The sequence below is a fragment of the Aeromonas sp. CD genome, assembly GCF_033349375.1.
GTDB lineage: Bacteria > Pseudomonadota > Gammaproteobacteria > Enterobacterales > Aeromonadaceae > Aeromonas > Aeromonas hydrophila.
On sequence record NZ_CP137631.1, the window covers coordinates 672,226 to 698,755 of the forward strand.

A 26,530-nucleotide genomic window follows, 5' to 3' on the forward strand; every position below is an offset into this window, starting at 1 on the left:
AAATCAATTTTTCCAGACATCATGGCTCTGCCCGCAGGTATGTGCCGAATCGGGCGGCAGGTCTGTGAGCCCGATCCGATTTTCGTTATGAAAACGTTATCTTGTTGAAAGCGGTTAACTTTTTTGCCCCCCTGCTCACATTTGAAACGATTTCTGCTGATTAATATGGCACCGCTCGGCAATGACCGGGTACTCGGATATCGAGACTAACTACAGCGGGAATTATAAAAAAATGGATATGAAAAAGACCAAAGTGGCGCTGGTAACAGCCTCACTGCTCGCGCTTTTGTCCGGCTGCAATGACAACAGCTCCTCCCCCTCCACCCCTGACCCCACGGACGGCCCCGTCGCCCGTCTGCCCAATGTGCAACCCCCTGCCGAGCAACTGGTGGCCGGGCCCGATCAGGCGGTGATCGCCCTGGTGGATACCCAGACCAGTGCAGCCCGCGGGGTCACTGGCCCCTTCGCCAACTACAGCCTGTACCTGTGGAACAACGACGCCTGCAGCGCCACCGCCGAGAGCGGCCTCAACGCGGGCTGGGACGACAAGGTGAACACCCCGGCCGCGGCCGACGGCTTCGGCCCGAGCTGGGTGGTGCCCCTTAGCAAGCTGGAAGGCTGCATCAACTTCATCGCCCGCAACGGCGATCTGGCCAACCTGACCGGCAGCGACATGAAGGTGGTCTTCAGCGATCACCCGGACCGCACCGTGGCCATCGTCGCCGGCAAGAACGAGATCTTCGGCAGCCGCGCCGAGGCCTTCACCGCCGCCTTCGGCGTGGCGGGCGCCAGTGCCCACTTGATCGACGGCAACACCCTGATCTGGCAGGGGGGCAAGGACAAGCCCCATGTGCGCCTCTATTACACCGAGTCAGGCACCATCAAGGCCAATGCGGAAGGGGTGTTCGACTTCCCCTACATCACCCTGACTCCGACCAGCCTGACCGCCGAGCAACAGGCCAAGTATCCGCATCTGAAGGATGCTGCCGCCTTCGCCCTGCCGGCTGGCAAGGATCTCAAGCCGCTGCTCAAGGGTGAACTGGTGGCCATCGGCACCGATGCCGACGGCATTCTGCAGGGAGCGACCCTGGTGCAGAGCGCCGGTGCCCTCGATGCCCTCTACAGCGAAGCGGCCACCAAGCTGACTTATGGCGCCGTGGTCGAGGGGGGCAATGTCACCTTCCGGCTGTGGGCGCCGACCGCCAGGTCGGTCAAGCTGGCGCTGTTCGACGGCCAGCACAAACCGCTCGGCGAGCGCACCATGACCCTGGACGAGGCCAGCGGCAGCTGGAGCGTGCAGGGTGGCAGCGAGCTGGTGGGCAAGTTCTACCGCTACGACATCCAGGTCTATCACCCGGTCAGCCGCAAGCTGGAATCCTATCAGGTGACCGACCCCTACTCCCTGAGCTTGGCGATGAACTCCGAGTTCAGCCAGGTGGTGGATCTCGACGATCCGGCCCTCAAGCCGGAAGGATGGGACAGCCTGAAGGCGCCCCACAGCCAGCAGAACCCCGCCGACATCACCATCTATGAGGCCCATGTCCGCGATCTGACCGGCAACGACGACTCCACCCCGGCCGAGCACCGCGGCAAGTTCCTCGGCCTGGCCGATACCGACACGGCGCCGGTCAAGCACCTGCAGGCGCTGGCCAAGAGCGGCGTCAGCCACCTGCACCTGCTGCCGGTGTTCGACATCGCCACCGTCAACGAGGATCCGGCCAAGGTCGCCAACATCAGCGACGACTTCGGCAAGCTGTGCCAGGTCAACCCCGAGGTGCAGAACTCCAAGTTCGCCGGCTACTGCAGCAGCGGCCAGACCATCGAGGCCGTGCTCGGCGATCTGCAAGGAGGCGACAGCAAGGAGAACCCGCAGGTGCAGGAGCTTTACGGCTATCTGCGCGGTGTTGACTCCTTCAACTGGGGTTATGACCCCTACCACTACACCACCCCGGAAGGCTCCTACGCCACCAACGCCGAGGGCAGCCAGCGCATCCTGGAGTTCCGCGAAATGGTCAAGGCCATCAAGCAGAACATCGGCATGAACGTGGTGATGGACGTGGTCTACAACCACACCAACGAGGCGGGCCTGGGGCCCAAGTCGGTGCTCGACAAGATAGTGCCCTGGTACTATCAGCGCCTCAATCCGGAGACCGGCTCGGTGGAGAACTCCACCTGCTGCTCCAACACGGCGCCGGAGCACGCCATGTTCGCCAAGCTGATGGATGACTCCCTGGTCACCTGGGCGCGCGACTACAAGATCGATGCCTTCCGCTTCGACCTGATGGGTCACCACCCGAAAGATCAGATGGTGCAGGCGCTGGCCGCGGTGAAGCAGGTCAACCCCGAGATGTACTTCTACGGCGAGGGCTGGAACTTCGGCGAGGTGCAGGATGACAAGCGCTTCGTGCAGGCGACCCAGAAACACCTGGCCGGTACCGGCATCGGCTCCTTCTCCGACCGGCTGCGGGATGCGGTGCGCGGCGGCAGTCCGTTCGACGGCGGCGACACCATTCGCAAGACCCAGGGCTTTGGCAACGGCGCCCTGGTGGATGCCAACGAGATGGATGGCGTCGATCGCGCTACCGCTCTGCATCAGGCCGATCTGGTGCGTCTCGGCATGGCCGGCAACCTCAAGGACTTCATCCTGACCGACAAGGACGGGATGCCGAAGAAGGGCTCCGACATCGACTACAACGGTCAACCGGCGGGCTACGCCCAGGATCCGACCGAAATCCAGAACTACGTCGACAAGCACGACAACCAGACCCTGTTCGACAACCTGATCTACAAGGCGCCGCAAGGGGCTGATCTGGTGCGGATGCAGGGGGTGTCGCTGGCCACCGCCATGCTGGGGCAGGGCATTCCGTTTACCCACGCCGGTGTCGAGCTGCTGCGCTCCAAATCCATGGAGCGGGACAGCTACGACTCGGGTGACTGGTACAACCGGGTCGACTATACCCTGGCCGACAACAACTTCGACAAGGGGCTGCCGCGCAAGGACAAGGATGGCGACAACTATCCGCTGATCGAGAAAGTACTCGACAAGCACGTCAAGCCGAGCGGTGCCGACATGGCGACCATGGTGGGCTTCTATCAGGAGCTGGCCGAGCTGCGTCAATCCTCCCGTCTGCTGCGTTTGGGCAGCGGCGCCGAGGTGATCAAGCGGGTCGACTTCCGCAATACCGGCCCGGATCAGGAGCCCGGCCTCATCGTGATGACGGTGGATGACGGCATCAATGCGGGGGCGGATCTGGATCCGGCCATCGACGGTCTGGTGGTGATGATCAACGCCACCAATGCTCCCCAGAGCGTTAGCGACTTCCGTGACGGCAACGATCAGCCCATCGACCTGACCAGCCTGCAGCTGAGCCCGGCCCACCACGGTGGCGAGAGCATCGCCCGCGATGCGGCCGTCAATGGCGGTACCCTGACCCTGGGTGCCTGGTCGGCGGCAGTGTTCGTCAAGCCGCAGAGCGGTGCCCAGGGCTCTGGCCTGCCGGTCGGCAAGAAGACTGATCTGAGCACGGTACCGCCGTTCGGTGACACCGCCGTCTATCTGAAGGGGTTCCTCAATGAGTGGGGCAACACCAACCAGATGACCTTCAGCAGCAACTTCATGTACGAGTTCACCACCGAGGTGAGCAGCGACAAGCTGGGCACCACCAACGTCAAGATCGCGGATGCCAGCTGGGGTCCCCTCAACTACGGCAGCTGCAATGCGGGTGACAAGCTGGTGGTCGGCACTCCGCTGACCCTTTGCAAGGGTGGCGATACCGGCAATATCGGGCTCGATCTGGCCAAGGCGGGCAGCTACAAGTTCGTGTTTACCGCCATGAACAAGGACAAGCCCACCTTGAGCGTCAGCTTCACCGAGCCGGTGCAGAGCTGCAAGGTGCTGGACACGGTGGCGGGCAATCCGCTCGGCTACAACCTGTTCGTCAAGGGCGAGCTCTCCGGCTGGGCCGCTCAGCCCCAGTACCAGTTGAGCTACAAGGGGATGGACGGCGATCTTGCCATCTATCAGGCGGCCTTCAACTACACCGGCAGCACCGAGTTCAAGGTGGCCAACGAGGACTGGAGCAAGGAGTACCTGCTCAACGGCGGCGGCGCGGTGACGGCGGAGACGGGTTATGCCATCGGCTTCTCCCAGCCGGGCAGCGCCAACAACAGCATCACCTTGTCGCAGGGGCTGTGGAGCGTGCTGGTGAAGGTTGACCCGGCCGGCACCAAGGCAGGTACCGCTGTGATCCAGGAGTGCAGCGCCAAGTAGTCATTCCCATCGAGCCCGGGGCTGGCTCGGCACCCCAGGGTTGAATTCCACCTCGCCAAGGGTGGGATAACTCCGAGAGAGTAAGCAAAGCGCGACTGCCGACCGGCAGCCGCGCTTTTTCTTTGCTCGTGGGCGAGGCAATAAAAAAGCCGCCCCGTTGGGGCGGCTGTTGGTTGTGCCGTCAACGGCCGGCTTAGCGCTTGCGCAGCAGGCGCAGGGCGTTGGCGGTGACCAGGGCGGTGGCGCCGGTGTCGGCCAGCACCGCAATCCACAGGCCGGTGATGCCAAGCAGGCTGGTGACCAGGAAGATGGCCTTGAGCCCCAGCGCCAGCGCTATGTTCTGGTGGATGTTGGCCAGTGCCGCACGTGAGAGCCGGATCATGGCGGCGACCCCGCCGAGCTGGTTGTGGGTCAGCGCCGCATCGGCGGTCTCCAGCGCCACGTCGGTACCGCCCCCCATGGCGATGCCGATGCTGGCCCGCTTCATGGCCGGTGCGTCGTTGATGCCGTCGCCGATCATTGCGACCTTTTGCGCCAGACCGAGCTTGGCGATTTCATCGACCTTGCCCTCCGGCAGCAGGCCGGCACGCCAGCCCATGCCGAGCTCGCCGGCGATGGCCTCGGCGGCGCGGGGGTTGTCACCGGTCAGCATGATGCTCTGCAGGCCGAGCTGGTTGAGCTCTTGCAGCGCCGCAGCCGCTTCCGGCCGGATCTGGTCGCGCAGGGCCAGCAGGGCGGCCGGGGCGGCGTCAGGCTGACCGAGCACCACCACCGTCTTGCCTTGCTGCTCCAGGGTGGCGACCCGGGCCTGCATCGCCGCATCCAGGGTGGCGACCCGGCTCGGTGCCAGCAGTTGCCAGAGGGTGCCGTCGATGCGACCTTCCACGCCCATGCCGGGCAGGGCGCGCAGCTCCTGAGCCGCGGCGAGGCTGAGGCCCCGTTCGCTGGCCGCCGTCACCACGGCGCGGGCCAGCGGGTGGTGGGAGCCCTGCTCAATGGTCGCCGCCAGTGCCAGCAGTTCGGCCTCAGGCTCGCCATTGAGGCTCACCAGCTCGGTCAGCTGCGGCTTGCCCAGGGTCAGGGTGCCGGTCTTGTCAAAGGCCACGGTATCGATGTGGGCGAGGCGCTCCAGCGCGGCGCCCCCCTTGATGAGGGCCCCCTGCCGGGTGGCTGCCGCCAGCGCCGAGGTGACCGCCGCCGGGGTGGAGATGACCAGGGCGCAGGGGCAACCGATCAGCAGCAGCGCCAGCCCGCGATAGACCCACTCGTCCCAGCTCTGGCCGAAGGCGAGCGGCGGTACCAGCACCACCAGCAGGGCGACCAGCATCATGGCCGGGGTATACCAGCGGCTGAAGCGGTCGATGAAGCGCTCGATGGGCGCGCGCTGGGTCTCGGCCTCCTCGATGAGATGCAGTATGCGGTCGATGGCGTTGTTGCCGGGCTCGGACACCACCTCGAGGCGCAGCACCCGATCCGCCGCCAGGCTGCCGGCGGGCACCTTGTCACCCTGACGGCGCTCCACCGGGATGGATTCGCCGGTCAGGGCGCTCTCGTCAAAGGCGCCGAGGGCGTCGAGCAGGCGGGCATCGGCGGCCAGGCGGGCACCCGGGGCGATTTCGATGATGTCACCGGGGCGCAGCTGGTCGGCAGCGACCTCTTCCCGCACTTCGCCCTCGGCAGTGGTGCGGATGCGCAGCGCCTTGTCGGGCACCAGCGCCATCAGGGCGGTGACCCCGGCGCGGGCGCGGCCGGCGGCGTAGGCCTCCAGATGTTCGCCCAGCATGAACAGCAGCAGCACCATGGCCGCTTCGGCGGTTTCGCCGAGGAACAGGGCCCCCACGGCGGCGACAGTCATCAGGGTTTCGATGGCGAAGGGGGAGCCGCTCTTGGTCAGCGCCCACGCCTTGCGGGAGATGGGCCACAGGCCCCAGAGGGTGGCCAGGGTAAACAGCGGCTGACCGATCTGGCTCGGCAGCAGGGCCGCCACCCCCATCAGGCCGGCCAGCGACAGCGGCTGCCAATATTTGGCGAGCAGGGTCTGCCGCGGGCCGCGCTCGCGGCCGGACTCCTGCTTGCCGCTGCGTTCGCCCTTGAGCTGGAAGCCGGCGGCCAGCACGGCGGCGGTAACGGGATCGGGGGAGAGGCCGGGGGCCAGATCCACCACCAGCTTCTCGGTGGCAAACAGCACGCGGGCCTGTTGCACGCCGCTCACCCGGCTGACGGCGGTCTCTATCTTGCGGGCGCAGCTGGGGCAGTCCATCCCCAGCACCTGCCAGCTGTGGCGGCGGCTGTTCTGCTCGGGGGCGTCCAGCGGGGGTTCTGCCGCGACGGCATGCTCATGGTGGTCGTGCTTTCCGTCATGGGCATGGGCGGGCGGCGGAGCGGCGCAACAACCCCCTCTGGGGGGCTCTTCCCCCTCGGGAGCGTCGCTGGCGGCATGATCCTGATGATCATGGGGGGCCTGACTCGCGCAGCAGCTGACCGGTGCGGCCTGGTCGCAGCAGTGGCTGTCGTGCTGGTGCTCGGCCTGGGGCGCCGCTGTCTTGCTGACGGCCTTGATGGGGGCGGCGGCGTGTTGATGGCTGCAGCAGGATTTGCTCATGATGAGTCCCTCTTGGATGGATCCCGCCGGTGCGAGATCTTCGATGACTGAGCCGAGTGTAAACCTTGGTGTTAAGTCCAAGGTCAAGCCCCTTTCTCCCGCTCCTCGCAACAGGCTGCCGGCAGAGGTGATATCCCTGTGGTTGGCGGGTGTTTGTCCCCGCCCGGCGGGCCTATACTGGAGGGCCTGATCCTCCCTCGATAATCAAGGACATAACATGAGCAATTCCGTTACCCTGCAAGGCAACCCCGTCTCCGTCGCCGGTCACTTCCCGGTCGCCGGCGAGCAGGCCAAGCCGTTCTCCCTGGTGGCCAAGGATCTCTCCGATCTGACCCTGGCGAGCTTCGCCGGTCAGCGCAAGATCCTGAACATCTTCCCGAGCGTCGATACCCCGACCTGTGCCACTTCCGTGCGCAAGTTCAACGAGCAGGCCAGCGCACTGAACAACGCCGTGGTGCTGTGCATCTCCGCCGACCTGCCGTTCGCCCAGTCCCGCTTCTGCGGCGCCGAAGGGCTGGACAAGGTAGTGACCCTCTCCACCCTGCGTGGTGCCGCCTTCCTGCAGGACTACGGCGTGGCCTTCTCCTCCGGCCCGCTGGTGGGTCTGGCTGCCCGTGCCATCGTGGTGCTGGATGAAGAGAACAAGGTGCTGCACAGCGAGCTGGTGGCCGAAGTCGCCGATGAGCCGAACTACGCCGCCGCCCTGGCCTTACTGTAAGCAGGCAGGCTGACAATAATCCCGCCGGGGCATAGCCCCGGCGGGATTTTTTTATGGAACAGTCAGGGGGATTTGGTCACGTCTTTGGCGGGTAGTGGCTCCGGGTGGGGTTGCCACTCGACATAGGGGCGGTGCAGCCTTGAGTAGATCTCTGCCAGCTTGCCGGAGGCGGCGAGCCTCTCGATCGCCTCGCCGAGGAAGCGATCCACCTCGTCGCCGGTAGGCCCCTTGGCGATGATGAAGACATCCTCGAAATCCCCCAGGTGTTCCCGGTGAATGTTGGTCAGTTTGAGCTGGCGCAGCATCAGGTCGGCCTCCTCCTGGGCCCAGATGAAGGCGTCGATGCGCCCGCGCGCGAGCTTGCGCAGGGACTGCTCTATGCTCATCGACCGTTGCAGCGGAATGGGCAGAAAGCCGGGGGTCGCCTCGATCAGCAGATCCCGTTTGGTGGGCACTATGCCGTAGGCCATGTCGGGGGTGATGAGGTGGTCGGTATTGCTGTAGAGCACGTGGGTGACCTTGCCGAAGCTGCGGGTGCTGAAGCGATAGGGCAGCAGGTCGGCATCCTGCAGATTGCGGATGGCGGGCAGGCTGAAGTCGGCGGTGCCGGCGATCACCCCGGCCATGGCCCGGGCGAGGGGATAGATGGTGATTCGGATGCTCACCTCGGGGTAGAGATCATCGATGGCGCGCACCAGATCGACGAAGGGGCCGGTATTGTCGGCGTTGATGAGCCCCGGCAGCTCGCCGAGGTGGGCGTTGAGGATGCGTACCGGCTTGGCGGCGGGGGTAGCAGCCGTGTCGGCGCGGGAGAGGCTGAGGCTGGTCAGCCCCGTCAGGCAAAGCAGCAACAGCAGCAGAGAGGGATGTCTGGTCATGGTCTGGTCACGTCCCCGGGGGAGGTTCCCTGAAGTGTAGTCAGGCCCGCTTTGCGCATGGCGGGCCGGGGGCGGGCCGCTGGCTGCGATGGATGGGATTTTACTTATGGTCGGCCGCTCTCTAGACTTCGCCCCCACATTCTTATTCTGTCGATAGCTGCGTAGCCCCATGACTTTTGATGAACTTGCCCTCGCCCCCGCCCTGTTGGCGACCCTGCCTGCCGACCTCAAGCGCCCGACCCGGGTGCAGCAACTGGCCATTCCCGCCGCGCTGGCGGGTCGGGATCTGCTGGCGCTGGCCCGCACCGGCAGCGGCAAGACCCTGGCGTTCGGCTTGCCGCTGCTGCAGCGCCTCGATCCGGCCAGCGATCGGGTGCAGGGGCTGGTGCTGGTGCCGACCCGCGAGCTGGCGGTGCAGGTGAGCGAGGCGTTGCAGGGGCCGGCCGCCGGGCTGGGTCTGCGGCTGGTGACCCTGTGCGGCGGGGTGGCGCAAGAGCTGCAACAGGCCGAACTGGCGCTGGGGCCGCAACTGCTGGTGGCGACCCCGGGGCGGCTGCGGGATCTGCTGGCCCAGCAACTGCTGGGACTGAGCCAGCTGCACCATCTGGTGCTGGACGAGGCGGATCGGCTGCTGGAGATGGGCTTCTGGCCCGACATCCAGTGGCTGCTGAATGCCATGCCGGTCGAGCGTCAGACCCTGCTGTTCTCGGCCACCCTGCCGGCCGAGCTGGATGCGCTGGCGACCGGTCTGCTGACCGAGCCGGTGCGGGTGGAGGCGGATCCCCGCAACAGCGTGGCCGACGACATCGAGGAGCGCCTCTATCTGGTCAACAAGAGCAGCAAGGTGCCAGCGCTCATCAGCCTGCTCAAGGCCCACGAGTGGCCACAGGTGCTGGTCTTCATCAGCGCGCGGGACGACGCCGACGGGGTGGCCCGCAAGCTGGCCAAGGCGGGCATCGCGGTGGCGGCGCTGCACGGCGAGAAGGAGCAGGCGGTGCGCGAGCAGGCGCTCGGCGACTTCAAGGCGGGCAAGGTGCGGGTGCTGGTGGCCACCGACCTGATGGCGCGCGGCATTCACGTGGAGGCGCTGCCGCTGGTGATCAACCTGGATCTGCCCGCCTGCGCCCCCGTCTACGTGCACCGCATCGGCCGCACCGCCCGGGCCGGACGCAGCGGGCTCGCCATCTCGTTTACCTGCCATGGCGAGGCCGACACCCTGGCGGCGATCCGTACCCTCACCGGCCGCGAGCTGCCGCTGGCGGAGCTCGCCGGCTTCCCGGTCACCGATCAGCCAGCCAGCGGGGAGGGCAAGCGCGCCCCCCGTGACAAGCAGGCCAATCGTCGCACCCAGGCCAAGCGCAGCGCGAAACAGTTCAAGAGCAAGGGCTGACCTGCCCTGCCCGCTTGGGCAGTACCAAAGGACGCCCGTTTCACTATGCTCCATGGGTTCAACCACGGAGGGATAGGCAATGGCGAGTCTGGTGATGGGGCCCCTGCTGGGGCTCGAAGCGGAGACGCAATACAGCATCTGTTTTTTGGCGGGGCCTGACTGCAAGGGCGCCGGTGTCAGGATCAACGGCAGCCTGCTGGCCGCCGGCAAGCAGGCGGATACCCCCAGGGGCGGCTTCTGGCGGGTCAGCTGGACGGCGACACCGGCCGAGGCGGGTTCGAGCGTGGAGTACCAGATCCTGCTGGATGGGGAGCCCGCCCGGGATCTAGCCGGAGAGGATCGCTGGCAGTTTCATCTGCCAGGGTCGGCGGAGCGGGTGCGCATCGGGTACGCCTCCTGCAACGGTTTTTCCGACTTCAAGCTGCTCACCTCCACCCCGCAACCCTATGTGATGTGGGACAAGCTGGCCGCCGAGCACGCCACGCACCCCTTCTCGCTGCTGCTGATGGGGGGCGATCAGGTCTATGCCGACTCCCTCTGGACCACGGTGCCCAGCCTCAAGGCCTGGAACGAGCTGGACATGGCGGAGAAGGTCAAACGCAAGGCGACTCGCACCATGGAGGAGCAGCTCGATCGCTTTTACTGCGATCTCTACTGCAAGCAGTGGAGGCGGCCCGAGGTGGCGTGCCTGCTGGCCCGGATCCCGAGCGCCATGATGTGGGATGACCACGACATCTTCGATGGCTGGGGCAGCTATCCCGAGTCGCCAGCTAATCTGCAGGGCTGCGACGTCTACCGGGTCATCTATGCCGCCGCGTCCCGCTATTTCCGGCTGTTCCAGCTGCGCTCCGTTGCCAACGTCTCCCTGCTGGATCCGGTCAAGCTGGGCCACCACTCCTGGCGGCTCAGTTTTCGGGGCTACCAGATCCTGGCGCTGGACAACCGGGCCAATCGGACCCGCGCCCAGGTGATGAGCCCGTCCCAGTGGGATCAGATCAACGACGCGCTGGCCGCCTGCGACGCGGGCCACCTGCTGGTGCTGGCGGGGGTGCCCGTGGTCTATCGCGACTTCTCCTTCACCGAGGCGGCGCTGGACGCTACCCCCTGGGAGGAGGAGCTGACCGACGATCTCAAGGATCACTGGCGGGCCAAGGATCACCAAGGGGAGCGGGCCCGCCTCATCATGCGGCTGCTGGACAACGCCAGGATCCGGCGCCAGAAGGATGCTGGCTGCAAGACCCTGATCCTCTCCGGCGACGTGCACGTGGGCTGCCTCGGGGTGATCCAGGACAAGCGGGAGGGGGTGCTCAACGTGCACCAGCTGGTCTCCTCCGGTATCGTCCACCCCTGTCCCACCCAGTTCCAGTGGATGGGGATCCTCGCCATGACCAACGACAATGCCGAATACCTCGACGAGAACCGGCTGATCCGCGCCGAGCTTATCAAGCCGTTCGGCGCCCCCGTCTACCTGCGTACCCGCAACTTCGCCACCCTGCTGATGGGCACCGACAACAAGTTGTGGGCCAACTGGCACTGTGAGAACGGGCTGGCTGCCAGCTACCCGCTGGCCTGATGGCGGGAAAATGCGAAGGGCCCTGACGGGCCCTTTTTCTTGTGGGGATCAGATGCCCCAAGCCGTTGCCTGCTCAGGGCTGATCCGGCGTCTGGGCGAAGAAGTCGCGCCGAAACTGGCCGAGTACCGCCTCCCTGTGCTGTTGCCAGCTTGCCTCATCCATGTTGCCCCGGCTGGCCGCCAGCTGCTGCTCCAGCTCGGTCAGTTGCTGCTGGTAGTGGCTGCGCTGCGCCAGCTGCTGCTGTCGGCTGGCGGCAAACTGCACGGTCGCTTCGGCCTGCCCGGCCGGCAGGAAGTGGCGAGCCAGGGTCGCCAGCTCCTCGTCCCCCCACAGCTGGCGCGCCTGCTGCAAGCGGGCGGCCGGGTTGAACAGCTCCGCCGCCAGATCCGGATGATCCGCCGCCCACTCATCCTGCAAGCGGGTGAGGGCGGCCAGTCGCTCGGCCAGCGGCAGCTGCTCATGCTCCTGCGCCAGCTGCTCGAGTGCCAGGGCGTAGCGCCCCTGCAGCCGAAACAGGCTCTCCCCCTCGCTCAGCCATTGGGCCTCTATCGCCTCCAGATTGGCCAGCCGCTCTGCCAGCGGCTGCTCGCTGTCGCTCACCTCGCTGGCGAGCTGCCGGTTCATCTCGTCCGGCAAGTCGCGCCAGCTGGCAGACGCAGGTGTTGGGCCGGCTGGCACGGCGGTGGCGGCAACCGGGCCGCTAGCGGTGGGCAATGGCGGCTGTGTCTGCGGCGACGCTGCGGCGGTTGGCTGAGCGCTCTGGCCGGTGTGTGCCGGCCGCGTTGGCGCCTCCTGCCAGCTGAGGTTGAGCAGCAACAAGGCCAGCACCGCCAGTGCCAGCAAGCCGTAGCGGCGCTTCATCGGCTGATCTCTCCCTTGACCGGGAAGTGATCGGAGAGGTTGCTGGCGGGCCAGAGGCTGCCATCGCTGCTGCGCGGGATCCAGACGCTGTTGAGGTTGTGGCGCACGGCGCCGTATTCCCGGCTCACCACCAGATAGTCGAGGTACTCCACGTTGGCACCGCCGGAGAGCGGGCCGCCGGCATAGGGGTTGATCCTGGGGTCGAAGGTGGCCTCGGTGTAGCCGCCGTAGGCCGGCTCGTCGGCGTTGAGGTTGGCCAGCATGCCGGCGTAGTCGTCGGCAAACTTGCGCTTGTTGACGTTGAAGTCGCCGCCGTAGATGACGGTGTCGCTGGCGGGGATCTTCAGGCTGGCGGCCAGGGTGCGGATCTGGCCGAACTGGATCTGGCGCAGCCGGCGCGCCTCGTCGGTGTCGAAGCTGGCGGTGTGGGTGGCGAACAGGTGCCAGGCCTTGCCCCCCTTGATCACCTCCGCATACATCACCCCCTTGTCGGCGAAGCAGTCGGTGCCGGTGCACTGGGGATAGACCAGCTGGGCCTCGCGCACGATTGGGTAGCGACTGACGATCACCACGCCGCCGTCGTGGATGTTGACCCCGGGCTTGTCGAGCACTCTGGTCTGGTACGGGTATTCCTTGGCCAGCGCCTGCAGGAAGCCCTCGCGGCGCCCGTCGAACACCTCCTGCAACAGCAGGGCATCATAGCCCTTGAGGTGCTCGGGCAGCAGCGCCAGCCGCTCGCCGATGCTGGAGGCGATCACCGGCAGCGCCCAGACGTTGTAGCTGGCCACCTTCAACCTGGCTTCGTCAGCTTCGGGCAGCTCCACCTGCCTGGGCGGAGTCAGCATGTAGTGCAGATCGTCGTAGCGGCCGGTGAACTTGGCGGCAAAGGCCAGCTCCTGCGGCCCGTTCAGGCGGTGAATGGTGCGATCGCTCTGCCAGCCGGAGTTGTCTGCCGGCGTCTCGCCGCCGTGTTGCAGGGTGCTGTTCCACCAGGTGCCCTCCATCTTCTGGTTGAGGCGATAGGTGTCACCGCCGGGAGTGGTAACCCGGGTTTCGAACAGATAGCTCTTGCCCGCCTTCACCCCCTCGTAGCGGTTGAAGCTGAGCACCATGGCGCTCTCCCAGGGGCCCAGCTCGGTTCTGTGCTGAAGCCACTGGCTGCCGGCCTGCAGCTGGCCGGAGCCGCTCTGGCGGATCTCCAGCTGGACCGGATCCGGGCCGTTGTTGGTGAGGTAGACATCGGTGTCGGCCAGCGCCTGCAGCGGAAACTGGCTGGCCAGCAGCAGGGCGGCATAACTGAGGGGTTTGTGCATCATGAAGTCCTTTTGGTGGAGGCACGCTGGAAAGTGACTGTTATGGCGGGCACAGAGGTCATTTCATTTACATTTTTGTTACAAATAAATGAAAGGCCCCATATGGGGAGGTGTTAACCCATGAGGTTGGCAACGGCCAAAGGGACAGGGGAGGTCAGGCGAACGAGGTGAAGCGGGCGTGCCGGGCGGCACGCCCCTGCAAGGCGGTCAGTGCTGGAACTGGTTGATCAGGCGGGAGAGGGCATGCAGACGCTCCACCAGCAGGGTGATGCCGTCGAGTGCCTGGCGGCTGTTGTCGGCGGTGTGGCTGGCCAGCTGGTGGATCTGGTGGATGCCCTTGTCCAGGGTGCTGGTGACATCCGCCTGCTGGCTGACGGCCTGGGCAATCTCGTCGCTGGTATGGGTGACCCGGGCCAGCATGCGGTTGATCTGGTTGAGCACCTCGGCGGTGGTCCCCACGTGCTGCTGGCAGCGGTCCGAAGTCTGGGCGCCCTGGCTCATGCCGTCGGCCAGCTGACGGGTCGTCTGCTGCAGCGCCTGGATCATCTCGTTGATCTCGCCGGTGGAGCTGCGGGTCTTCTGGGCCAGCGCCCGGATCTCGTCGGCCACCACCGCAAAACCGCGCCCCTGCTCGCCGGCCCGCGCCGCCTCGATGGCTGCGTTGAGGGAGAGCAGGTTGGTCTGATCGGCGATCTGGCTGATCACCTCTAGGATCCCGCTGATCTTCTGGCTGTCGCCAGTCAGCCTAGCCAGCACCGCGTGGTTGGCATCGAGCTCGTGATGGAGCTGATCGACCGAGGACTGGGTGGTGGCGAGCGCCCGCAACCCCTCGGCGGAGACCTGCTGCACCTCGCTCACCAGTTCGCTGGCCTGATGGGCGTTGCTCGCCACGTCGCGAATGGAGTGGCTTAGCTCGGTGATGGCGGCGGCCAGCTGCTCGCTCTGGGCCCGCTGCTGCTGCAGGTGGATGTCGATGGTCTGGATATTGCCCCTGTCGTCCTCGGCGGCCTGCAGGATCTGCTGGTTGGTGTCGGCGCTGCGCCCCACCACCGCCTTGAGCTCGGCCCGCTTCATGCGAAGCGCCAGCTCCAGGGCCGCCAGGGTATCCCGCCGCCTGGTGTAGAGCACCTGGCAAAGCGGGGTGCCCATCTCTTCGCCGGCGGTGCGGGCCAGCCGGTTGAGCCGCTGCTGCAGGCGCCAGCCGTGCAGCATCTGGGCCAGCAGGGCCAGTGCGCCTGGCGTTCCCCACAAGGGATTGCCGCTGATGATGACCGCCAGCAGGGTGAGCAGGGCGCCGCCCGACAGCAGCAGGGTGAGCAGGCCGGGTTCGAGGGCGAGCCGGCTCAGCCAGGGCAGCGCCTTGCCGGCCCGGATGCGGGCGTAGAGCTGCTCCGCCCAGGCGATGTCGTGCTCGCTGGGGCGGGTGCGCACCGACTGGTACTCGATGATCTGTCGCTGCTCGTTGAGGATGGGGGTGACATAGGCGTTGACCCAGTAGAACTTGCCGCTCTTGGCGCGGTTCTTCACCAGCCCCATCCAGCTTTTGCCCTGGCGCAGCCGCTGCCACATGTCGGCGAAGGCGGCCTTGGGCATGTCGGGGTGGCGTACCAGATTGTGGGGTACCCCCTCCATTTCGGCGGGCTGATAACCGGCCACGTCACAGAAGTGCTGGTTGGCGTAGGTGATGTGGCTGGCGGGGTCGGTCGTCGAGATCAGTGACAGGTGGTCGGGGAAACGTATCTCCCCCTCCCGTTGGGTTGTGGTCATGAGTGCATCCTGATTGAGCCAAGTAACTGATAGATTTGTTTTTATTTTTTGTGATTGTTACCGGCCCATTCTAGGGGGCAGCAAGCGCGCTATCTTGGCTTGGGTCAATTAATCGCCACTCTCGCTTAGCTAAATAGTGCAAATGAAAGGTGCATCTGCGCAGGTGAATGGCAAAGGGAGGGGCGGCGTACACCAAGGGGGGGAGCGGAGGTTGCAGGCGCCCCGCAGGGGGCGCCCGGGATCAGCGGCTGGCCAGCGGGTAGGTAAAGAGGGCCAGGTGGGCGAAGTTGAACAGGAAGTGGATCGCGATGGCGACGCCCAGGCGCCCGCTCAGCAAGAAGGCCAGGCCATAGCAGGCCCCCGCCAGCGCGGCGAACAGCACCAGCAGCGGGCCGCCGGCCAGGTGGGCGGCGCCGAACAGCAGACTGGCCACCAGCACCCCAAGCCAGCGCCGGCTGTGCTCGGCGATCCCCTGCTGCAGGAAGCCGCGAAACAGCGCCTCTTCCGCCACGCAGGTGAACAGCAGGTTGTTGAGGGCAAACAGCCACCACCAGCCGGGCAGGCCCACCTCGGGCTTGAGGGCCCCCAGTTGCCAGGCGGCGATCAGCAGGGCCGCCAGCGGCACCAGCAGCAGTGCCAGTCTGCGCCACTGAACTGTGCCGCCCGGGCCCAGCAAGGCGGGCCAGGCCAGCAGCAGACCGAAGAAGACCAGCGGCTTGTCCAGGTTGAGGTACATGTTGAACGGCACGCTGGCGGGGCCGGCCTGCACCTGATCCAGCACCTTCAGGTTGGTAAAGCCGGGGATGAGGTGCAGCATCAGCGCCACCGCCCACAGCAGCACGGCGCCCAGGGCGACGGCGCGCCAGGGCTGGGGCAGGGAGGGGGTGCGCCAGGCCAGCAGCAGGCCCGCCGCGCTGGCCAGCAGGGCGACTGGGCTCAGGTGGCCGAGGCCGAGGGCCGCCAGCAGGGCGACGGCCAGCATGATGAAGCCGGGCAGCCGTTGCCGGGCCAGACAGAGCAAGACGGCCAGCGCCAGTGCTCCCCAGATGAGTGAATCAGGTAGAGGTAACATTGAGTCTCCAAGGCCGATGAAAGTCCCGCACCTTAACAATGGGACATCCCATGAGACAAGGCTTAATAAGCTGGTCGGATCCCGTGTTCGGCTGGCAGCCAGGGCGCGCGGCCATAAAAAAACCGGAGCTGGGCTCCGGTTTTGGCAAGGGTGACAAGGCGTCTCAGCGGCCGGATTCGGCGATCACCCGGGCAATGATGTCGGCACGCTTGCTGGCTTCCAGCTCACCCAGGGCGATCAGGCCAGCCTTGAAGATGACGTTCTTCGGCAGGCTGACGTCGTCCAGGGTGGCGATGGCTTCGACGTGCATACCGTTCAGACGGCTGGCATCGCGCGGGCTCAGGTTGACCTGGGTGTTCAGCACCTGCTTGCCTTTCTTCTTGGCAGGGGCGGCTTTTTTCGGTTGTTCCTGCTCGTCTTCCGGCAGTTCGTCATCAAAATCGTAAATAGACATAGTCAATCCTGTTGGTTAGGCAATGGGGCATGGTTGCCCGATGTCGTTTTTCAGAGGGGTCGATCAGCCCATATCCTCGTTGCGGATAAAGGCGCGCCAGGAGCCGAGCACCTGGGCAAAATCTTCCAGCCCGCACATGGCCAGCTGTTCATCATCGTAGTAGGCGAGATCGTCGAGATCCTCATCCTGCTCGATATTGAGGACGTTGGCCTTCACCTCGGCTTCCTCGTGGGTCAGCAGCAGGGAGTAGTCGCCGCCCAGCAGCCGATATTCGACGCGAGTCCGGCTGGAGAGCTGATCGATGATGGCGAACAGCTCGTCGAGTTTCTCCTCGTCCTTGCCCACTTCGTCGATCAGCCACTGGCCGATGGCCTCATGGCCCATGGAGAACCGGGCGCGATAACCGCCGAACGGATCGCGGCGAAATTCATAATCCATAGTTCAGTCCATAGCGGAAGGGTGGGTCGTCATGGGCAGGGCAAATCCTGCTCCATGGCGGAGCGCATATAGCGTAAAGTGGCCTATTCTAGCGAGCCCCCCCTCGCTTGTCTTGAAGATGTGGCATCTTTGCCCCGCTACCGGCGCTTTGTGGCCGGTCCGGCCCCCGCTTTGGAGATGTGATGCAGCTAAACGATACCCTCGCGCGCCAGAGAGTCAGTCGGGCGATGAAGATCCTCTCTTCTTCGGCCAACGTGATGGACGAGCCACAGCGACTCGTCATCGCTTCAGGCTATTCCCGGTTCATTCAGCGGAGTACCTATGCAGCTCAATGACACGCTTGCACGGCAGATAGTCAGCCGGGCGATGAAGATCCTCTCTTTTTCGGTCAACGTGATGGACGAGCACGGCCTGATCATCGCGTCCGGCAACCCGGAGCGGCTCCATCAGCGTCACGAGGGGGCCGTGCTGGCGCTGACCGAGAACCGGGTGGTGGAGATCAGCGACGCCACCGCCCGCGAGCTGAAGGGGGTGCGCCCCGGCATCAACCTGCCCATCGCCTATCAGGGGGAGCTGCTCGGGGTCATCGGCATCTCGGGCGATCCGGACGAAGTGCGTGCTTACGCCGAACTGGTGCGGATGACCGCCGAGCTCATTCTGGAGCAGGCGGCGCTCACCGAGCAGCTGCAGTGGGACAAGCGCCACAAGGAGGAACTGGTACTGCAGCTCATCCGTGGTGAAGGGCGGGACGATCAGCTGCAGCAGGCGGCCCGTTTCCTCGGGCTGGATCTGGCCCAGCCGCGGGTGGTGGCGGTGCTGGCGCTGGAGGAGGCCGACCCGGCCCGGCTGCGAGAGCTGGTGCATCTGCTGGAAAACCCGGAGCGGGACAACCTGGTGGCCATCAACGGCCTGGACGAGATAGTGGTGCTCAAGCCGGCCCAGCTCAGCGACGGTATCTGGCAGTCGGCGCAGGAGCGCAGCCGCATCAAGCAACTGCTGGCCCGTATCCCCCACTTTCGGGTGCGCATCGGGGTGGGTGATTACTTCGCCGGCACCGGCGGGCTGGCGCGTTCCTACCAGACGGCGCGGGACACCTTGCGCCGTGGCATGCGACAGGCGCCGCGCAAGCAGGTCTATTTCTTCGAGGATTACCGGCTGCCGGTGCTGCTCGGCAGTCTGGCGGACTCCTGGCAGGCGGATCAGCTGCGGGCCCCGCTGCACAAGCTGGCACAGGAGGACACAAAGGGAACGCTGCAGAAGACGCTGCGCCAATATTTCTTGCAGGATTGTGATCTGCATCCCTGCGCCGAAGCCTTGTTCATCCACCCCAATACCCTGCGCTATCGGCTGACCCGGATTGAGCAGATAACCGGGTTGAATTTCAACAAGTTAGATGACAAGTTCCTGCTTTATCTCGGGCTCAACCTCGATAGCTGATTTGTTCATTCATACAGAAAGTTCCGTTTTAAAAAGCTGATATTTGGTTTTTTGACCAAAGTATTCCGATCCCGGATCACCATAATGGCCACCACTCACTCATTTGAAAGGTGCCCGTCATGATCCCTGTATCCGCGCTCGGCGCTCTCGCCGCGCTCTCCATCGCCATCTTCCTGATCCTGAAGAAGGTACCGCCCGCTTACGGCATGATCGTCGGCGCCCTGGCCGGCGGCCTGATCGGCGGCGCCGATCTGACCCAGACCGTCGCCCTGATGATCGGCGGTGCCCAGGGGATCACTACGGCGGTGATGCGGATCCTGGCGGCGGGCGTGCTGGCCGGCGTGCTGATCGAATCGGGCGCCGCCACCACCATCGCCGAGACCATCGTCAAGAAGCTGGGCGAGACCCGCGCCCTGCTGGCACTGGCACTGGCCACCTTGATCCTGACCGCGGTCGGCGTGTTCGTGGACGTGGCCGTCATCACGGTCGCCCCCATCGCGCTGGCCATCGCCCGCCGTGCCGACCTCTCCAAGGCGGCCATCCTGCTGGCGATGATCGGTGGCGGCAAGGCGGGCAACGTCATGTCTCCCAACCCCAACGCCATCGCGGCAGCCGATGCCTTCCACCTGCCGCTCACCTCGGTGATGGCGGCCGGCATCATCCCGGGCCTGTTCGGGCTGGTGATGGCCTACTGGCTGGCCAAGCGCCTCAACAACAAGGGCAGCAAGGTCGCCGCCGACGAGGTGGTGAGCTTCAATGGCAGCAAGCTGCCGGGCTTTGCCGCCGCCATCAGTGCACCGCTGGTGGCCATCCTGCTGCTGGCCCTGCGCCCCATCGCCGGCATCGTGGTGGACCCGCTCATCGCTCTGCCCCTCGGCGGCCTGGTAGGCGCCCTGATGATGGGCAAGTTCAGCAAGGTGAACCAGTTTGCGGTCTCGGGTCTTGCCCGCATGGCGCCGGTGGCCATCATGCTGCTGGGTACCGGTACCCTGGCGGGCATCATCGCCAACTCCGGTCTCAAGGATGTGCTGATCAGCGGCCTGACCGCCTCCGGCCTGCCTTCCTACCTGCTGGCCCCCATCTCGGGTGCCCTGATGTCGCTGGCGACCGCCTCGACCACCGCCGGTACCGTGGTGGCCTCCAACGTGTTCAGCTCCACCCTGATAGAGCTTGGCATCAGCAGCCTGGCGGGGGCCGCCATGATCCACGCCGGTGCCACCGTGTTCGACCACATGCCCCACGGCTCCTTCTTCCATGCCACCGGCGGCAGCGTCCACATGGGCGTGGGTGAGCGGCTCAAGCTCATCCCCTACGAAACCGCGGTCGGTCTGACCATTGCCGCCGTCTCCACCCTGATGTTCGGCGTGTTTGGCCTCGCCTAAGGAATTGATATGAAAATTGTTATCGCCCCCGATTCATTCAAGGAGAGCCTCAGCGCCATGGCGGTGGCCGATGCCATCGAGGCCGGATTCAAGCAGGTGTTGCCGGATGCCACCTACGTCAAATTGCCGATGGCCGATGGCGGCGAGGGGACGGTGCAGTCCCTGGTGGACGCCACCGGTGGCCGCATTCTGCCCTTCTACGTGACCGCACCCCTTGGCAACAAGGTACAGGGCTTCGTCGGTTTGCTGGGGGATGGCGAGCGCGCCGTCATCGAGATGGCGGCGGCCTCCGGCCTGCATCTGGTGGCGCCTGAGCTGCGCAATCCGCTGCACACCTCGAGCAGCGGCACCGGCGAGCTGATCCTGGCAGCCCTCGACATGGGGGTGAAGCATCTGATCCTCGGTATCGGCGGCAGCGCCACCAATGACGGTGGTGCCGGCATGATCCAGGCGCTTGGCGGCAAGCTGCTCAAGTGCGACGGCACTCCCATCGCACCGGGCGGCGCCGGTCTGGCCGAGCTGGCCACCATCGATCTGAGCGGGCTCGATTCGCGCCTCGCCAAGATCACCATCGAAGTGGCCTGTGACGTGGACAACCCGCTGTGCGGGCCGAAAGGGGCCTCCGCCGTGTTTGGTCCGCAGAAGGGGGCGACCCCCGCGATGGTGGCGCAGCTGGATGCCAACCTGGCTCACTACGCCGACTGCATCGAGCAGGCGCTTGGCAAGCAGGTGAAGGAGATTGCGGGGGCGGGCGCCGCCGGTGGCATGGGGGCGGCCCTGGTGGGTCTGCTCGGCGCCGAGCTGAAACCCGGCATCCAGATCGTCATCGAGGCGCTGAAACTGGCCGAGGCGGTGGCCGACGCGGATCTGGTCATCACCGGCGAGGGACGCATCGACAGCCAGACCATCCACGGCAAGACGCCAATCGGTGTCGCACGCTGTGCCAAGCAGTTCGGCAAGCCGGTGATCGGCATTGCGGGCTGCCTGACCGACGACTACGGCGTGGTGCACGAACACGGGCTGGATGCGGTGTTCGCCGTGGTCAACCGCGCCATGTCGCTGCCGGAGGCGCTGGCCACCGCCACCGCCACCACCAACCTGCAGCTCACGGCCCGCAACGTGGCGGCGCTCTATCTGCTGCGACCCTGACTCTCTTCTGGCCGGTGCCTGACGCCGGCCAACCTAGCCCCGTGTCGCGGTGACGACCTGCCCCGCTGCCGGTCTGCCCGAAACACCTTGCCGATCAGATGATCGGCTTTTTTCATTATCCTGCTGTATAGCCTGTGCTTTTCTGCGGTTTCTGTATTCTGGCCGCCGACTTTGCGGCATAGTGATCCCCCATAGTACAAGGAGCAACCCATGATCTTGCTGACCCTGGGGGTACTGCTGTTTACCCTGATCCACCTCTATCCCTGCTTCGCAGGCGCCCATCGGGCCCGCTTGCGCGAGCGGCTGGGGGAGAATCGCTACAAGGGACTCTTCTCGTTGCTGGTGTTCATCGCCATCGCCTGCATCATCGCCGGCTGGCGCAGCGCCAGCCCCCTGCCGCTCTATTTTCTGCCCGCCTGGGGACCGACCCTGATGATGGCGGTCATGCCCATCGCCCTGATCCTGTTCTGTTCCGGCCAGGGGCCCAACCACCTGCGGCGCTGGCTGGTGCATCCCCAGCTGCTCGGCACCCTGCTCTGGGTCGGCGCCCACCTGGCGGTCAACAGCGAGGCCCGCTCCCTGGTGCTGTTTGGCGGCATCGGCCTGTGGGCGCTGGTGAGCATCGTCTGGATTTCAGTGCGGGACTGGCAGCGCCATCCCCGTCCGGCGGCCAACTGGTATGGCACCGGGCTCAGCGTGGGGGCCGGGCTGGCGCTCACCGCCCTGCTGATCTTCTGGGGGCACGGCATGCTCACCGGCATCCCCCTCTATTGAGCGGGTGAACCGGCTGGCGTGCCCACGCGTATGTCACTCATCTGCCTGACAGGAGTCGCTCGATGAAATGGATCATGTTGTTGCTGACACTCGGGGCCGGGGCGGCCGTCGCCGCCTGCCCGGACTACTTCAACGTGGAGATGCGGGAGCTCAACAGCACCCAGCGCCACAACCTCTGCCAGCTGACCGAGGGCAAGGTGGTACTGGTAGTCAATACCGCCTCCTACTGCGGCTATCGCGGCCAGTTTCGGGATCTGGAGACGCTCTACCAGACCTACAAGGAGAAGGGGTTGGTGGTGCTCGGCTTCCCCTCCAACGACTTCTGGCAGGAGGCGGGGGAGGAGGGCAAGACTGCCTCGGTCTGCCGACGTGATTACGGGGTGACCTTCCCCATGTTCAACCGGATCGCCGTGCGCGGGGCTGATGCCAGTCCGCTTTACCAGGGGTTAGCCGCGGCGGCGGGCGAGGCGCCGGGCTGGAACTTTCACAAATACCTGATCGGCCGTGACGGCAAGCTGGTCGCGAGTTATGGGGCGAACCAGAATCCGGCGGACGATCCCCTGCAAAAAGAGGTCAAACGGGCGCTCGGCCTTTAGCGCTACCCCGCGGCGGGCGGCTCTGGAATAATGGGGGTCCGCTCTTCTCTCTGGTAATCCCGTGCTGCAACGTCTGCCCCAAATGGTGATCTTCGATGCCCTGGTTCGTGAACAGGGCATCTCGGCGGCCGCCCGGCGGCTCGGGGTCTCCAAATCCCACATCAGCAAGCAGCTGGCCCAGCTGGAGACCGAACTCGGTGCCCAGCTGGTGCAGCGCACCACCCGCCGCTTCTCCCTCACCGAGCTTGGCCAGGAGTATGCCCGCCACTGCCGCGCCCTGGTGGCGGTGGCACTGGAGGCCGACTCCATGGTGGCGGAGCGGCGCGGCAAGGTGAGCGGCATCCTGCATCTGGGGGTTGGCCAGTCTTTCGGCCGGCTGCACGTGATCCCACGCCTCAAGGCGTTTCAGGATCGCTACCCCGAGCTGGAGCTGGAGGTATCGCTGTTCGATCACCGCACCAACCTGGTGGATGAGGGGCTGGATCTCTGGATCACCACCTACGAGGACAAACCCGAGGCCCTGGTGGGGCAGCGGCTGGCGGATATCCACTTCGTGCTGGTGGCCTCGCCGGACTATCTGTTGAGCCACGGCACCCCGCTGCATCCCAGAGATCTGGCCCAGCACAACTGCATCACCTATCAGAGCCGGGAGCGACGCTACCACGAGTGGTCGTTTCGTCAGGGCAAGGAGCGCCAGACGGTGCAGGTGGCCGGCAACTACCGGGTGGATCTGGCGGAGGCGGTGCGCGACGCGGCCCTGGCCGGGCTCGGCATCGCCTACGTGGCCAACTACCTGCTGGACAAGGAGTTGCAGTCCGGCCAGCTGATCCCGCTGCTGCCCCAGTGGCGGCCGAACCAGAAGATGGCGGTGCACGCCGTCTATGCCAGACGCGAGCACCTGGATCCCAAGATCCGGCTGTTCATCGACTTCCTCAAGGAGAGCTTCGGTCCGAATCCCTACTGGGAGCAGCGGCTGGCTCCCTGGCTCGGTGGCAAATTGTCCGGCACAGAGGAATAATCGTTTCCATATAAGAACACTGGCTTTCGCTTGAAACCAAAATCGAGTCAAATCAGCCAGTTGCCGCAACCGGTATCGTGCAAACGTTTTTGCTAACAGGGTTGTAACCAAGTGGACTTGCAGTGGCGAGGCCGGGAGCGCAGAATCCGCGCCCATCTTTCGCCCCACCTGATGGAGTCCCTATGATTGCCCTGCTCGGCATCCTGAGCATTCTGGCCGTGGCCACGCTCTGCTCTGATAATCGTCGTCGTATCCCGTTGCGAACAGTGGGTCTCGCCCTCTGCCTGCAGATCCTCTTCGCCGGCCTGGTGCTCTGGCTGCCCGCCGGTCAGCATGTGCTGAACGGGGTGAGCGAAAGCGTCAGCAGCGTGATCGGTTACGGTCAGGAGGGGATCGCCTTCCTGTTTGGCGATCTGGCCAAGTTCAAGCTGGGCTTCATCTTTGCCTTCAACGTGCTGCCGGTCATCATCTTCTTCTCCGCGGTGATCGCCATCCTCTATCACATCGGCCTGATGCCGAAAGTGATTGCCTTGCTTGGCGGCGGCCTGCAGAAGCTGCTGGGCACAGGCCGCGCCGAAAGCCTCTCCGCCACCGCCAACATCTTCGTCGGCATGGTGGAGGCGCCGCTGGTGGTCAAACCCTATCTCTCCAAGATGTCCGACTCCCAGTTCTTCGCGGTGATGAGCTGCGGCCTCGCCTCCGTGGCCGGCGGTACCCTGGTGGGTTACGCCAGCATCGGGGTCGAGCTGAAATACCTGATCGCGGCGGCCTTCATGTCGGCGCCGGCCGGTCTGGCCATGGCCAAGATCCTGGTGCCGCCTGCCGCCGAAGAGCAGGATCACCATCAGGACGTGGTGATCCCGCGCGCCACCAACGTGATTGAAGCGGCCGCCGATGGCGCCATGTCCGGCCTCAACATTGCGGTTGCCGTGGGGGCCACCCTGCTGGCGTTCGTCGGGGTGATCGCCATGCTCAACGGCCTGCTGGGCTGGGCCGGCGACCTGGTGGGGCTGGAGTTGAGCTTCCAGATCATCCTGGGCTGGCTGTTTGCTCCCGTCTCCTGGTTGATCGGCATCCCCTGGGAGCAGGCTCAGGCCGCCGGCGCCCTGATCGGGACCAAGATAGTGGTGAACGAGTTCGTCGCCTTCATCGCCCTGGTGCAGGACCAGACCCTGAGCGAGTCGAGCAAGGCCATCGTCACCTTCGCCTTGTGTGGTTTCGCCAACATCTCTTCCATGGCGATCCTGATCGGCGGCTTGGGCGCCATGGTGCCGGAGCGTAAATCCTTCATCGCCCGCTACGGCATGCGCGCCATCCTGGCGGGGGTGCTGGCGAACCTGATGAGCGCCTCGCTGGCCGGCCTGTTCCTCGCCCTTTGATTGACCCCAGAAGTTAGCACCTTCCGGTCAGAGCCCGCTTCGGCGGGCTTTTTTGTGGCCGCTTGCCGGCAAAAAAAAGCGCCTCAGGGAGGCGCGGGGAAAAAGACAGATTGGAAGCGTCACATGGGTGCCACTTGAATGAGGGATGAGCCATGCCATCCAAGTGTGAAGCCATGATGCCTGATGCTGTCTGAAGCCCTTCTGAGGCGATTCTTCATACTCTGTTCATTTTGCTAAACGCAATGGGACTGACTGGTTAGAGGCTCAGGGGGTCAGCGTAAAGTTGTCGGTGGTCTGCTGTTCCAGCGCTGGCAGCCAGCGTTGTGAACGGGATGCCGCTGTCTGGTCAGGGGTCAGCACGACGTCGTCAGTGGGGGCTGCGGCGCCGGTGTCTGCCCCGTGTTGTGAACAGGGTGTCTCTGGTTGGTTAGGGGGTCAGCACAAAGTGATCGGCAGTCTGCTGTTCCAGCGCCAGCAACCAGCGTTTGATGGGGATGCCGCCGGCATAACCGGTCAGCTCGCCGCTGCGGCCGATCACCCGGTGACAGGGCACTATGATGCTGAGCGGATTGCGCCCGTTGGCCGCCCCCACCGCGCGAACCGCCTTGGGATTGCCGATGGCCTGGGCAATCTCGAGGTAGCTGACGGTCTCGCCGTAGGGAATGTCGCCCAGGGCGCGCCACACCGACTGCTGAAAAGGGGTGCCCCGGGCGGCGAGCGGCAGATCGAAGCGGCGCAGGCGACCGGCGAAGTAGGCCGCGAACTGTTCGATGAAGGGGGCCAGCGCCTGATCGTCGCGCTGCCACTCGTCAGTCGGGGTCACCGGCTGCTCGCCTAGTACGAACTCCACATAGCGCAGCCCGTCCCGGTCGATGGCGATGAGCAGGGGGCCGTGGGCGCTGTCGCAAAAACTGAATTTCATTCTGTCATCCTCGGGCGTTGGGCAAGGGCCCGGCTAGTCCACTACCGGCTTGCCGCGGGTCGATTTTATCTCCCCCTTGCGCTTCTTGGCATCGACCCGCTTGCGCTGGGAGCTGCGGGTCGGCTTGGTGGCATGGCGGGCCTTGGGGCGCCAGGCCGCTTTCTTCAGCAGCTCCACCAGACGGTTCATCGCCTCCTTGCGGTTCATGTCCTGGCTGCGGTGGGTTTCGACCCGGATCATGATGAAACCGTCGTGAACCCGGTTGTCGCTCAGCTTGTCGAGCCCCTCCTTGTAGAGCGGGGTGAGGCTGGGAGAGTTGCGGTAATCGAAGCGCAACCAGACGGCGGAGTCGGTCTTGTTGACGTGCTGGCCACCGTTGCCCTGCGCCCGCATGGTCTGGAATTGCAGTTCATGCCAGGGCAGGGTAACGCTGTTGGAGATGACTAACATAGTGCGGTGCTCTTGTTTGGTGCATCGGCTGTGGCTGGCTCAGCTTGGTGCCTCATAATGGGGCGAGATGCGCCCCCTTGGTGATG

General features: G+C 65.2%; 21 protein-coding genes. 11 read left to right on the forward strand and 10 right to left on the reverse strand.

From position 1 onward, the window contains the following. Positions 1–232 precede the first annotated feature (232 nt). Positions 233–4,270, forward strand: coding sequence for a pullulanase-type alpha-1,6-glucosidase (gene pulA, locus R2E40_RS03115; RefSeq protein ID WP_318164743.1), 4,038 nt, complete (start codon positions 233–235; stop codon positions 4,268–4,270). A gap of 193 nt (positions 4,271–4,463) precedes the next feature. On the opposite strand, the gene R2E40_RS03120 is transcribed toward pulA, so the two are convergent. Beyond that, positions 4,464–6,872 (reverse strand): zinc/cadmium/mercury/lead-transporting ATPase, encoded by a 2,409-nt coding sequence (locus R2E40_RS03120; protein ID WP_318164744.1) that lies wholly within the window; start codon positions 6,870–6,872, stop codon positions 4,464–4,466. Positions 6,873–7,089: 217 nt separating this feature from the next. On the opposite strand from R2E40_RS03120, the gene tpx reads away from it, so the two are divergent. Beyond that, positions 7,090–7,590: a thiol peroxidase gene (gene tpx, locus R2E40_RS03125; protein ID WP_318164745.1), complete on the forward strand. Its 501-nt coding sequence runs from the start codon at positions 7,090–7,092 to the stop codon at positions 7,588–7,590. Between the two features lie 62 nt (positions 7,591–7,652). On the opposite strand, the gene R2E40_RS03130 is transcribed toward tpx, so the two are convergent. After that, positions 7,653–8,468: a transporter substrate-binding domain-containing protein gene (locus tag R2E40_RS03130; protein WP_318164746.1), complete on the reverse strand. Its 816-nt coding sequence runs from the start codon at positions 8,466–8,468 to the stop codon at positions 7,653–7,655. Between the two features lie 169 nt (positions 8,469–8,637). Between R2E40_RS03130 and R2E40_RS03135 the strand changes: the two genes are divergently transcribed. Both R2E40_RS03135 and R2E40_RS03140 read left to right on the forward strand, forming a co-directional pair. Further along, positions 8,638–9,858 carry a DEAD/DEAH box helicase gene (locus R2E40_RS03135; RefSeq protein ID WP_318164747.1) on the forward strand — a complete coding sequence of 407 codons (1,221 nt, stop codon included), beginning with the start codon at positions 8,638–8,640 and terminating at the stop codon, positions 9,856–9,858. A 79-nt stretch (positions 9,859–9,937) separates the two neighbouring features. Further along, complete coding sequence (locus R2E40_RS03140; protein WP_318164748.1) at positions 9,938–11,431, forward strand: alkaline phosphatase D family protein; 1,494 nt, start codon at positions 9,938–9,940, stop codon at positions 11,429–11,431. Positions 11,432–11,504: 73 nt separating this feature from the next. Here R2E40_RS03140 and R2E40_RS03145 read toward each other — a convergent pair whose 3' ends face one another. The 6 genes from R2E40_RS03145 to R2E40_RS03170 form a co-directional block, all read right to left on the reverse strand. Beyond that, on the reverse strand, positions 11,505–12,293 hold the full coding sequence (locus R2E40_RS03145; protein WP_318164749.1) for a hypothetical protein: 789 nt from the start codon (positions 12,291–12,293) through the stop codon (positions 11,505–11,507). Next, positions 12,290–13,606: a sphingomyelin phosphodiesterase gene (locus R2E40_RS03150; protein WP_318164750.1), complete on the reverse strand. Its 1,317-nt coding sequence runs from the start codon at positions 13,604–13,606 to the stop codon at positions 12,290–12,292. Before R2E40_RS03150 ends, R2E40_RS03145 begins: the two co-directional genes overlap by 4 nt. 207 nt (positions 13,607–13,813) lie before the next feature. After that, complete coding sequence (locus R2E40_RS03155) at positions 13,814–15,373, reverse strand: PAS domain-containing methyl-accepting chemotaxis protein (RefSeq protein ID WP_318164751.1); 1,560 nt, start codon at positions 15,371–15,373, stop codon at positions 13,814–13,816. Positions 15,374–15,614: 241 nt separating this feature from the next. Beyond that, entirely contained in the window at positions 15,615–16,445 is an 831-nt protein-coding gene (locus tag R2E40_RS03160; RefSeq protein WP_318164752.1) for a CPBP family intramembrane glutamic endopeptidase, read from the reverse strand. Between the two features lie 163 nt (positions 16,446–16,608). Continuing rightward, positions 16,609–16,899: a hypothetical protein gene (locus R2E40_RS03165; RefSeq protein WP_011704604.1), complete on the reverse strand. Its 291-nt coding sequence runs from the start codon at positions 16,897–16,899 to the stop codon at positions 16,609–16,611. A gap of 63 nt (positions 16,900–16,962) precedes the next feature. Continuing rightward, positions 16,963–17,337 (reverse strand): YacL family protein, encoded by a 375-nt coding sequence (locus R2E40_RS03170; protein WP_011704605.1) that lies wholly within the window; start codon positions 17,335–17,337, stop codon positions 16,963–16,965. Between the two features lie 321 nt (positions 17,338–17,658). Between R2E40_RS03170 and R2E40_RS03175 the strand changes: the two genes are divergently transcribed. From R2E40_RS03175 to R2E40_RS03205, 7 genes are all read left to right on the forward strand, one after another. Then, a complete protein-coding gene (locus tag R2E40_RS03175) occupies positions 17,659–18,774 on the forward strand; it encodes a sugar diacid recognition domain-containing protein (protein ID WP_011704606.1) in 1,116 nt (371 codons plus the stop codon). Positions 18,775–18,893: 119 nt separating this feature from the next. After that, positions 18,894–20,156, forward strand: coding sequence for a GntP family permease (locus R2E40_RS03180; RefSeq protein ID WP_011704607.1), 1,263 nt, complete (start codon positions 18,894–18,896; stop codon positions 20,154–20,156). Between the two features lie 9 nt (positions 20,157–20,165). Beyond that, a complete protein-coding gene (locus R2E40_RS03185; RefSeq protein WP_318164753.1) occupies positions 20,166–21,305 on the forward strand; it encodes a glycerate kinase in 1,140 nt (379 codons plus the stop codon). Between the two features lie 210 nt (positions 21,306–21,515). Continuing rightward, complete coding sequence (locus R2E40_RS03190; protein ID WP_318164754.1) at positions 21,516–22,079, forward strand: NnrU family protein; 564 nt, start codon at positions 21,516–21,518, stop codon at positions 22,077–22,079. Positions 22,080–22,141: 62 nt separating this feature from the next. After that, a complete protein-coding gene (locus tag R2E40_RS03195) occupies positions 22,142–22,675 on the forward strand; it encodes a glutathione peroxidase (RefSeq protein ID WP_244089028.1) in 534 nt (177 codons plus the stop codon). Between the two features lie 82 nt (positions 22,676–22,757). Beyond that, positions 22,758–23,693 carry a LysR family transcriptional regulator gene (locus R2E40_RS03200; RefSeq protein WP_016349403.1) on the forward strand — a complete coding sequence of 312 codons (936 nt, stop codon included), beginning with the start codon at positions 22,758–22,760 and terminating at the stop codon, positions 23,691–23,693. Between the two features lie 182 nt (positions 23,694–23,875). After that, a complete protein-coding gene (locus R2E40_RS03205; RefSeq protein ID WP_011704612.1) occupies positions 23,876–25,072 on the forward strand; it encodes a NupC/NupG family nucleoside CNT transporter in 1,197 nt (398 codons plus the stop codon). A 427-nt stretch (positions 25,073–25,499) separates the two neighbouring features. Here R2E40_RS03205 and R2E40_RS03210 read toward each other — a convergent pair whose 3' ends face one another. Beyond that, a complete protein-coding gene (locus tag R2E40_RS03210) occupies positions 25,500–25,994 on the reverse strand; it encodes a methylated-DNA--[protein]-cysteine S-methyltransferase (RefSeq protein ID WP_041218139.1) in 495 nt (164 codons plus the stop codon). Positions 25,995–26,027: 33 nt separating this feature from the next. Next, positions 26,028–26,444: an alternative ribosome rescue aminoacyl-tRNA hydrolase ArfB gene (arfB, locus tag R2E40_RS03215; RefSeq protein WP_318164755.1), complete on the reverse strand. Its 417-nt coding sequence runs from the start codon at positions 26,442–26,444 to the stop codon at positions 26,028–26,030. Positions 26,445–26,530: the final 86 nt, after the last annotated feature.

Excerpts from the sequence above, each read along its gene's own strand:
- R2E40_RS03185 (WP_318164753.1), top strand. The coding sequence starts at position 20,166 with ATGAAAATTGTTATCGCCCCCGATTCATTCAAGGAGAGCCTCAGCGCC.
- R2E40_RS03155 (WP_318164751.1), bottom strand. The coding sequence starts at position 15,373 with ATGACCACAACCCAACGGGAGGGGGAGATACGTTTCCCCGACCACCTG.
- R2E40_RS03175 (WP_011704606.1), top strand. The coding sequence starts at position 17,659 with ATGCAGCTCAATGACACGCTTGCACGGCAGATAGTCAGCCGGGCGATG.
- arfB (WP_318164755.1), bottom strand. The coding sequence starts at position 26,444 with ATGTTAGTCATCTCCAACAGCGTTACCCTGCCCTGGCATGAACTGCAA.
- R2E40_RS03195 (WP_244089028.1), top strand. The coding sequence starts at position 22,142 with ATGAAATGGATCATGTTGTTGCTGACACTCGGGGCCGGGGCGGCCGTC.
- R2E40_RS03190 (WP_318164754.1), top strand. The coding sequence starts at position 21,516 with ATGATCTTGCTGACCCTGGGGGTACTGCTGTTTACCCTGATCCACCTC.
- R2E40_RS03135 (WP_318164747.1), top strand. The coding sequence starts at position 8,638 with ATGACTTTTGATGAACTTGCCCTCGCCCCCGCCCTGTTGGCGACCCTG.
- R2E40_RS03165 (WP_011704604.1), bottom strand. The coding sequence starts at position 16,899 with ATGTCTATTTACGATTTTGATGACGAACTGCCGGAAGACGAGCAGGAA.
- R2E40_RS03210 (WP_041218139.1), bottom strand. The coding sequence starts at position 25,994 with ATGAAATTCAGTTTTTGCGACAGCGCCCACGGCCCCCTGCTCATCGCC.
- R2E40_RS03130 (WP_318164746.1), bottom strand. The coding sequence starts at position 8,468 with ATGACCAGACATCCCTCTCTGCTGCTGTTGCTGCTTTGCCTGACGGGG.
- R2E40_RS03200 (WP_016349403.1), top strand. The coding sequence starts at position 22,758 with ATGGTGATCTTCGATGCCCTGGTTCGTGAACAGGGCATCTCGGCGGCC.
- pulA (WP_318164743.1), top strand. The coding sequence starts at position 233 with ATGGATATGAAAAAGACCAAAGTGGCGCTGGTAACAGCCTCACTGCTC.
- R2E40_RS03150 (WP_318164750.1), bottom strand. The coding sequence starts at position 13,606 with ATGCACAAACCCCTCAGTTATGCCGCCCTGCTGCTGGCCAGCCAGTTT.
- R2E40_RS03205 (WP_011704612.1), top strand. The coding sequence starts at position 23,876 with ATGATTGCCCTGCTCGGCATCCTGAGCATTCTGGCCGTGGCCACGCTC.
- tpx (WP_318164745.1), top strand. The coding sequence starts at position 7,090 with ATGAGCAATTCCGTTACCCTGCAAGGCAACCCCGTCTCCGTCGCCGGT.
- R2E40_RS03170 (WP_011704605.1), bottom strand. The coding sequence starts at position 17,337 with ATGGATTATGAATTTCGCCGCGATCCGTTCGGCGGTTATCGCGCCCGG.
- R2E40_RS03160 (WP_318164752.1), bottom strand. The coding sequence starts at position 16,445 with ATGTTACCTCTACCTGATTCACTCATCTGGGGAGCACTGGCGCTGGCC.
- R2E40_RS03145 (WP_318164749.1), bottom strand. The coding sequence starts at position 12,293 with ATGAAGCGCCGCTACGGCTTGCTGGCACTGGCGGTGCTGGCCTTGTTG.
- R2E40_RS03180 (WP_011704607.1), top strand. The coding sequence starts at position 18,894 with ATGATCCCTGTATCCGCGCTCGGCGCTCTCGCCGCGCTCTCCATCGCC.
- R2E40_RS03140 (WP_318164748.1), top strand. The coding sequence starts at position 9,938 with ATGGCGAGTCTGGTGATGGGGCCCCTGCTGGGGCTCGAAGCGGAGACG.
- R2E40_RS03120 (WP_318164744.1), bottom strand. The coding sequence starts at position 6,872 with ATGAGCAAATCCTGCTGCAGCCATCAACACGCCGCCGCCCCCATCAAG.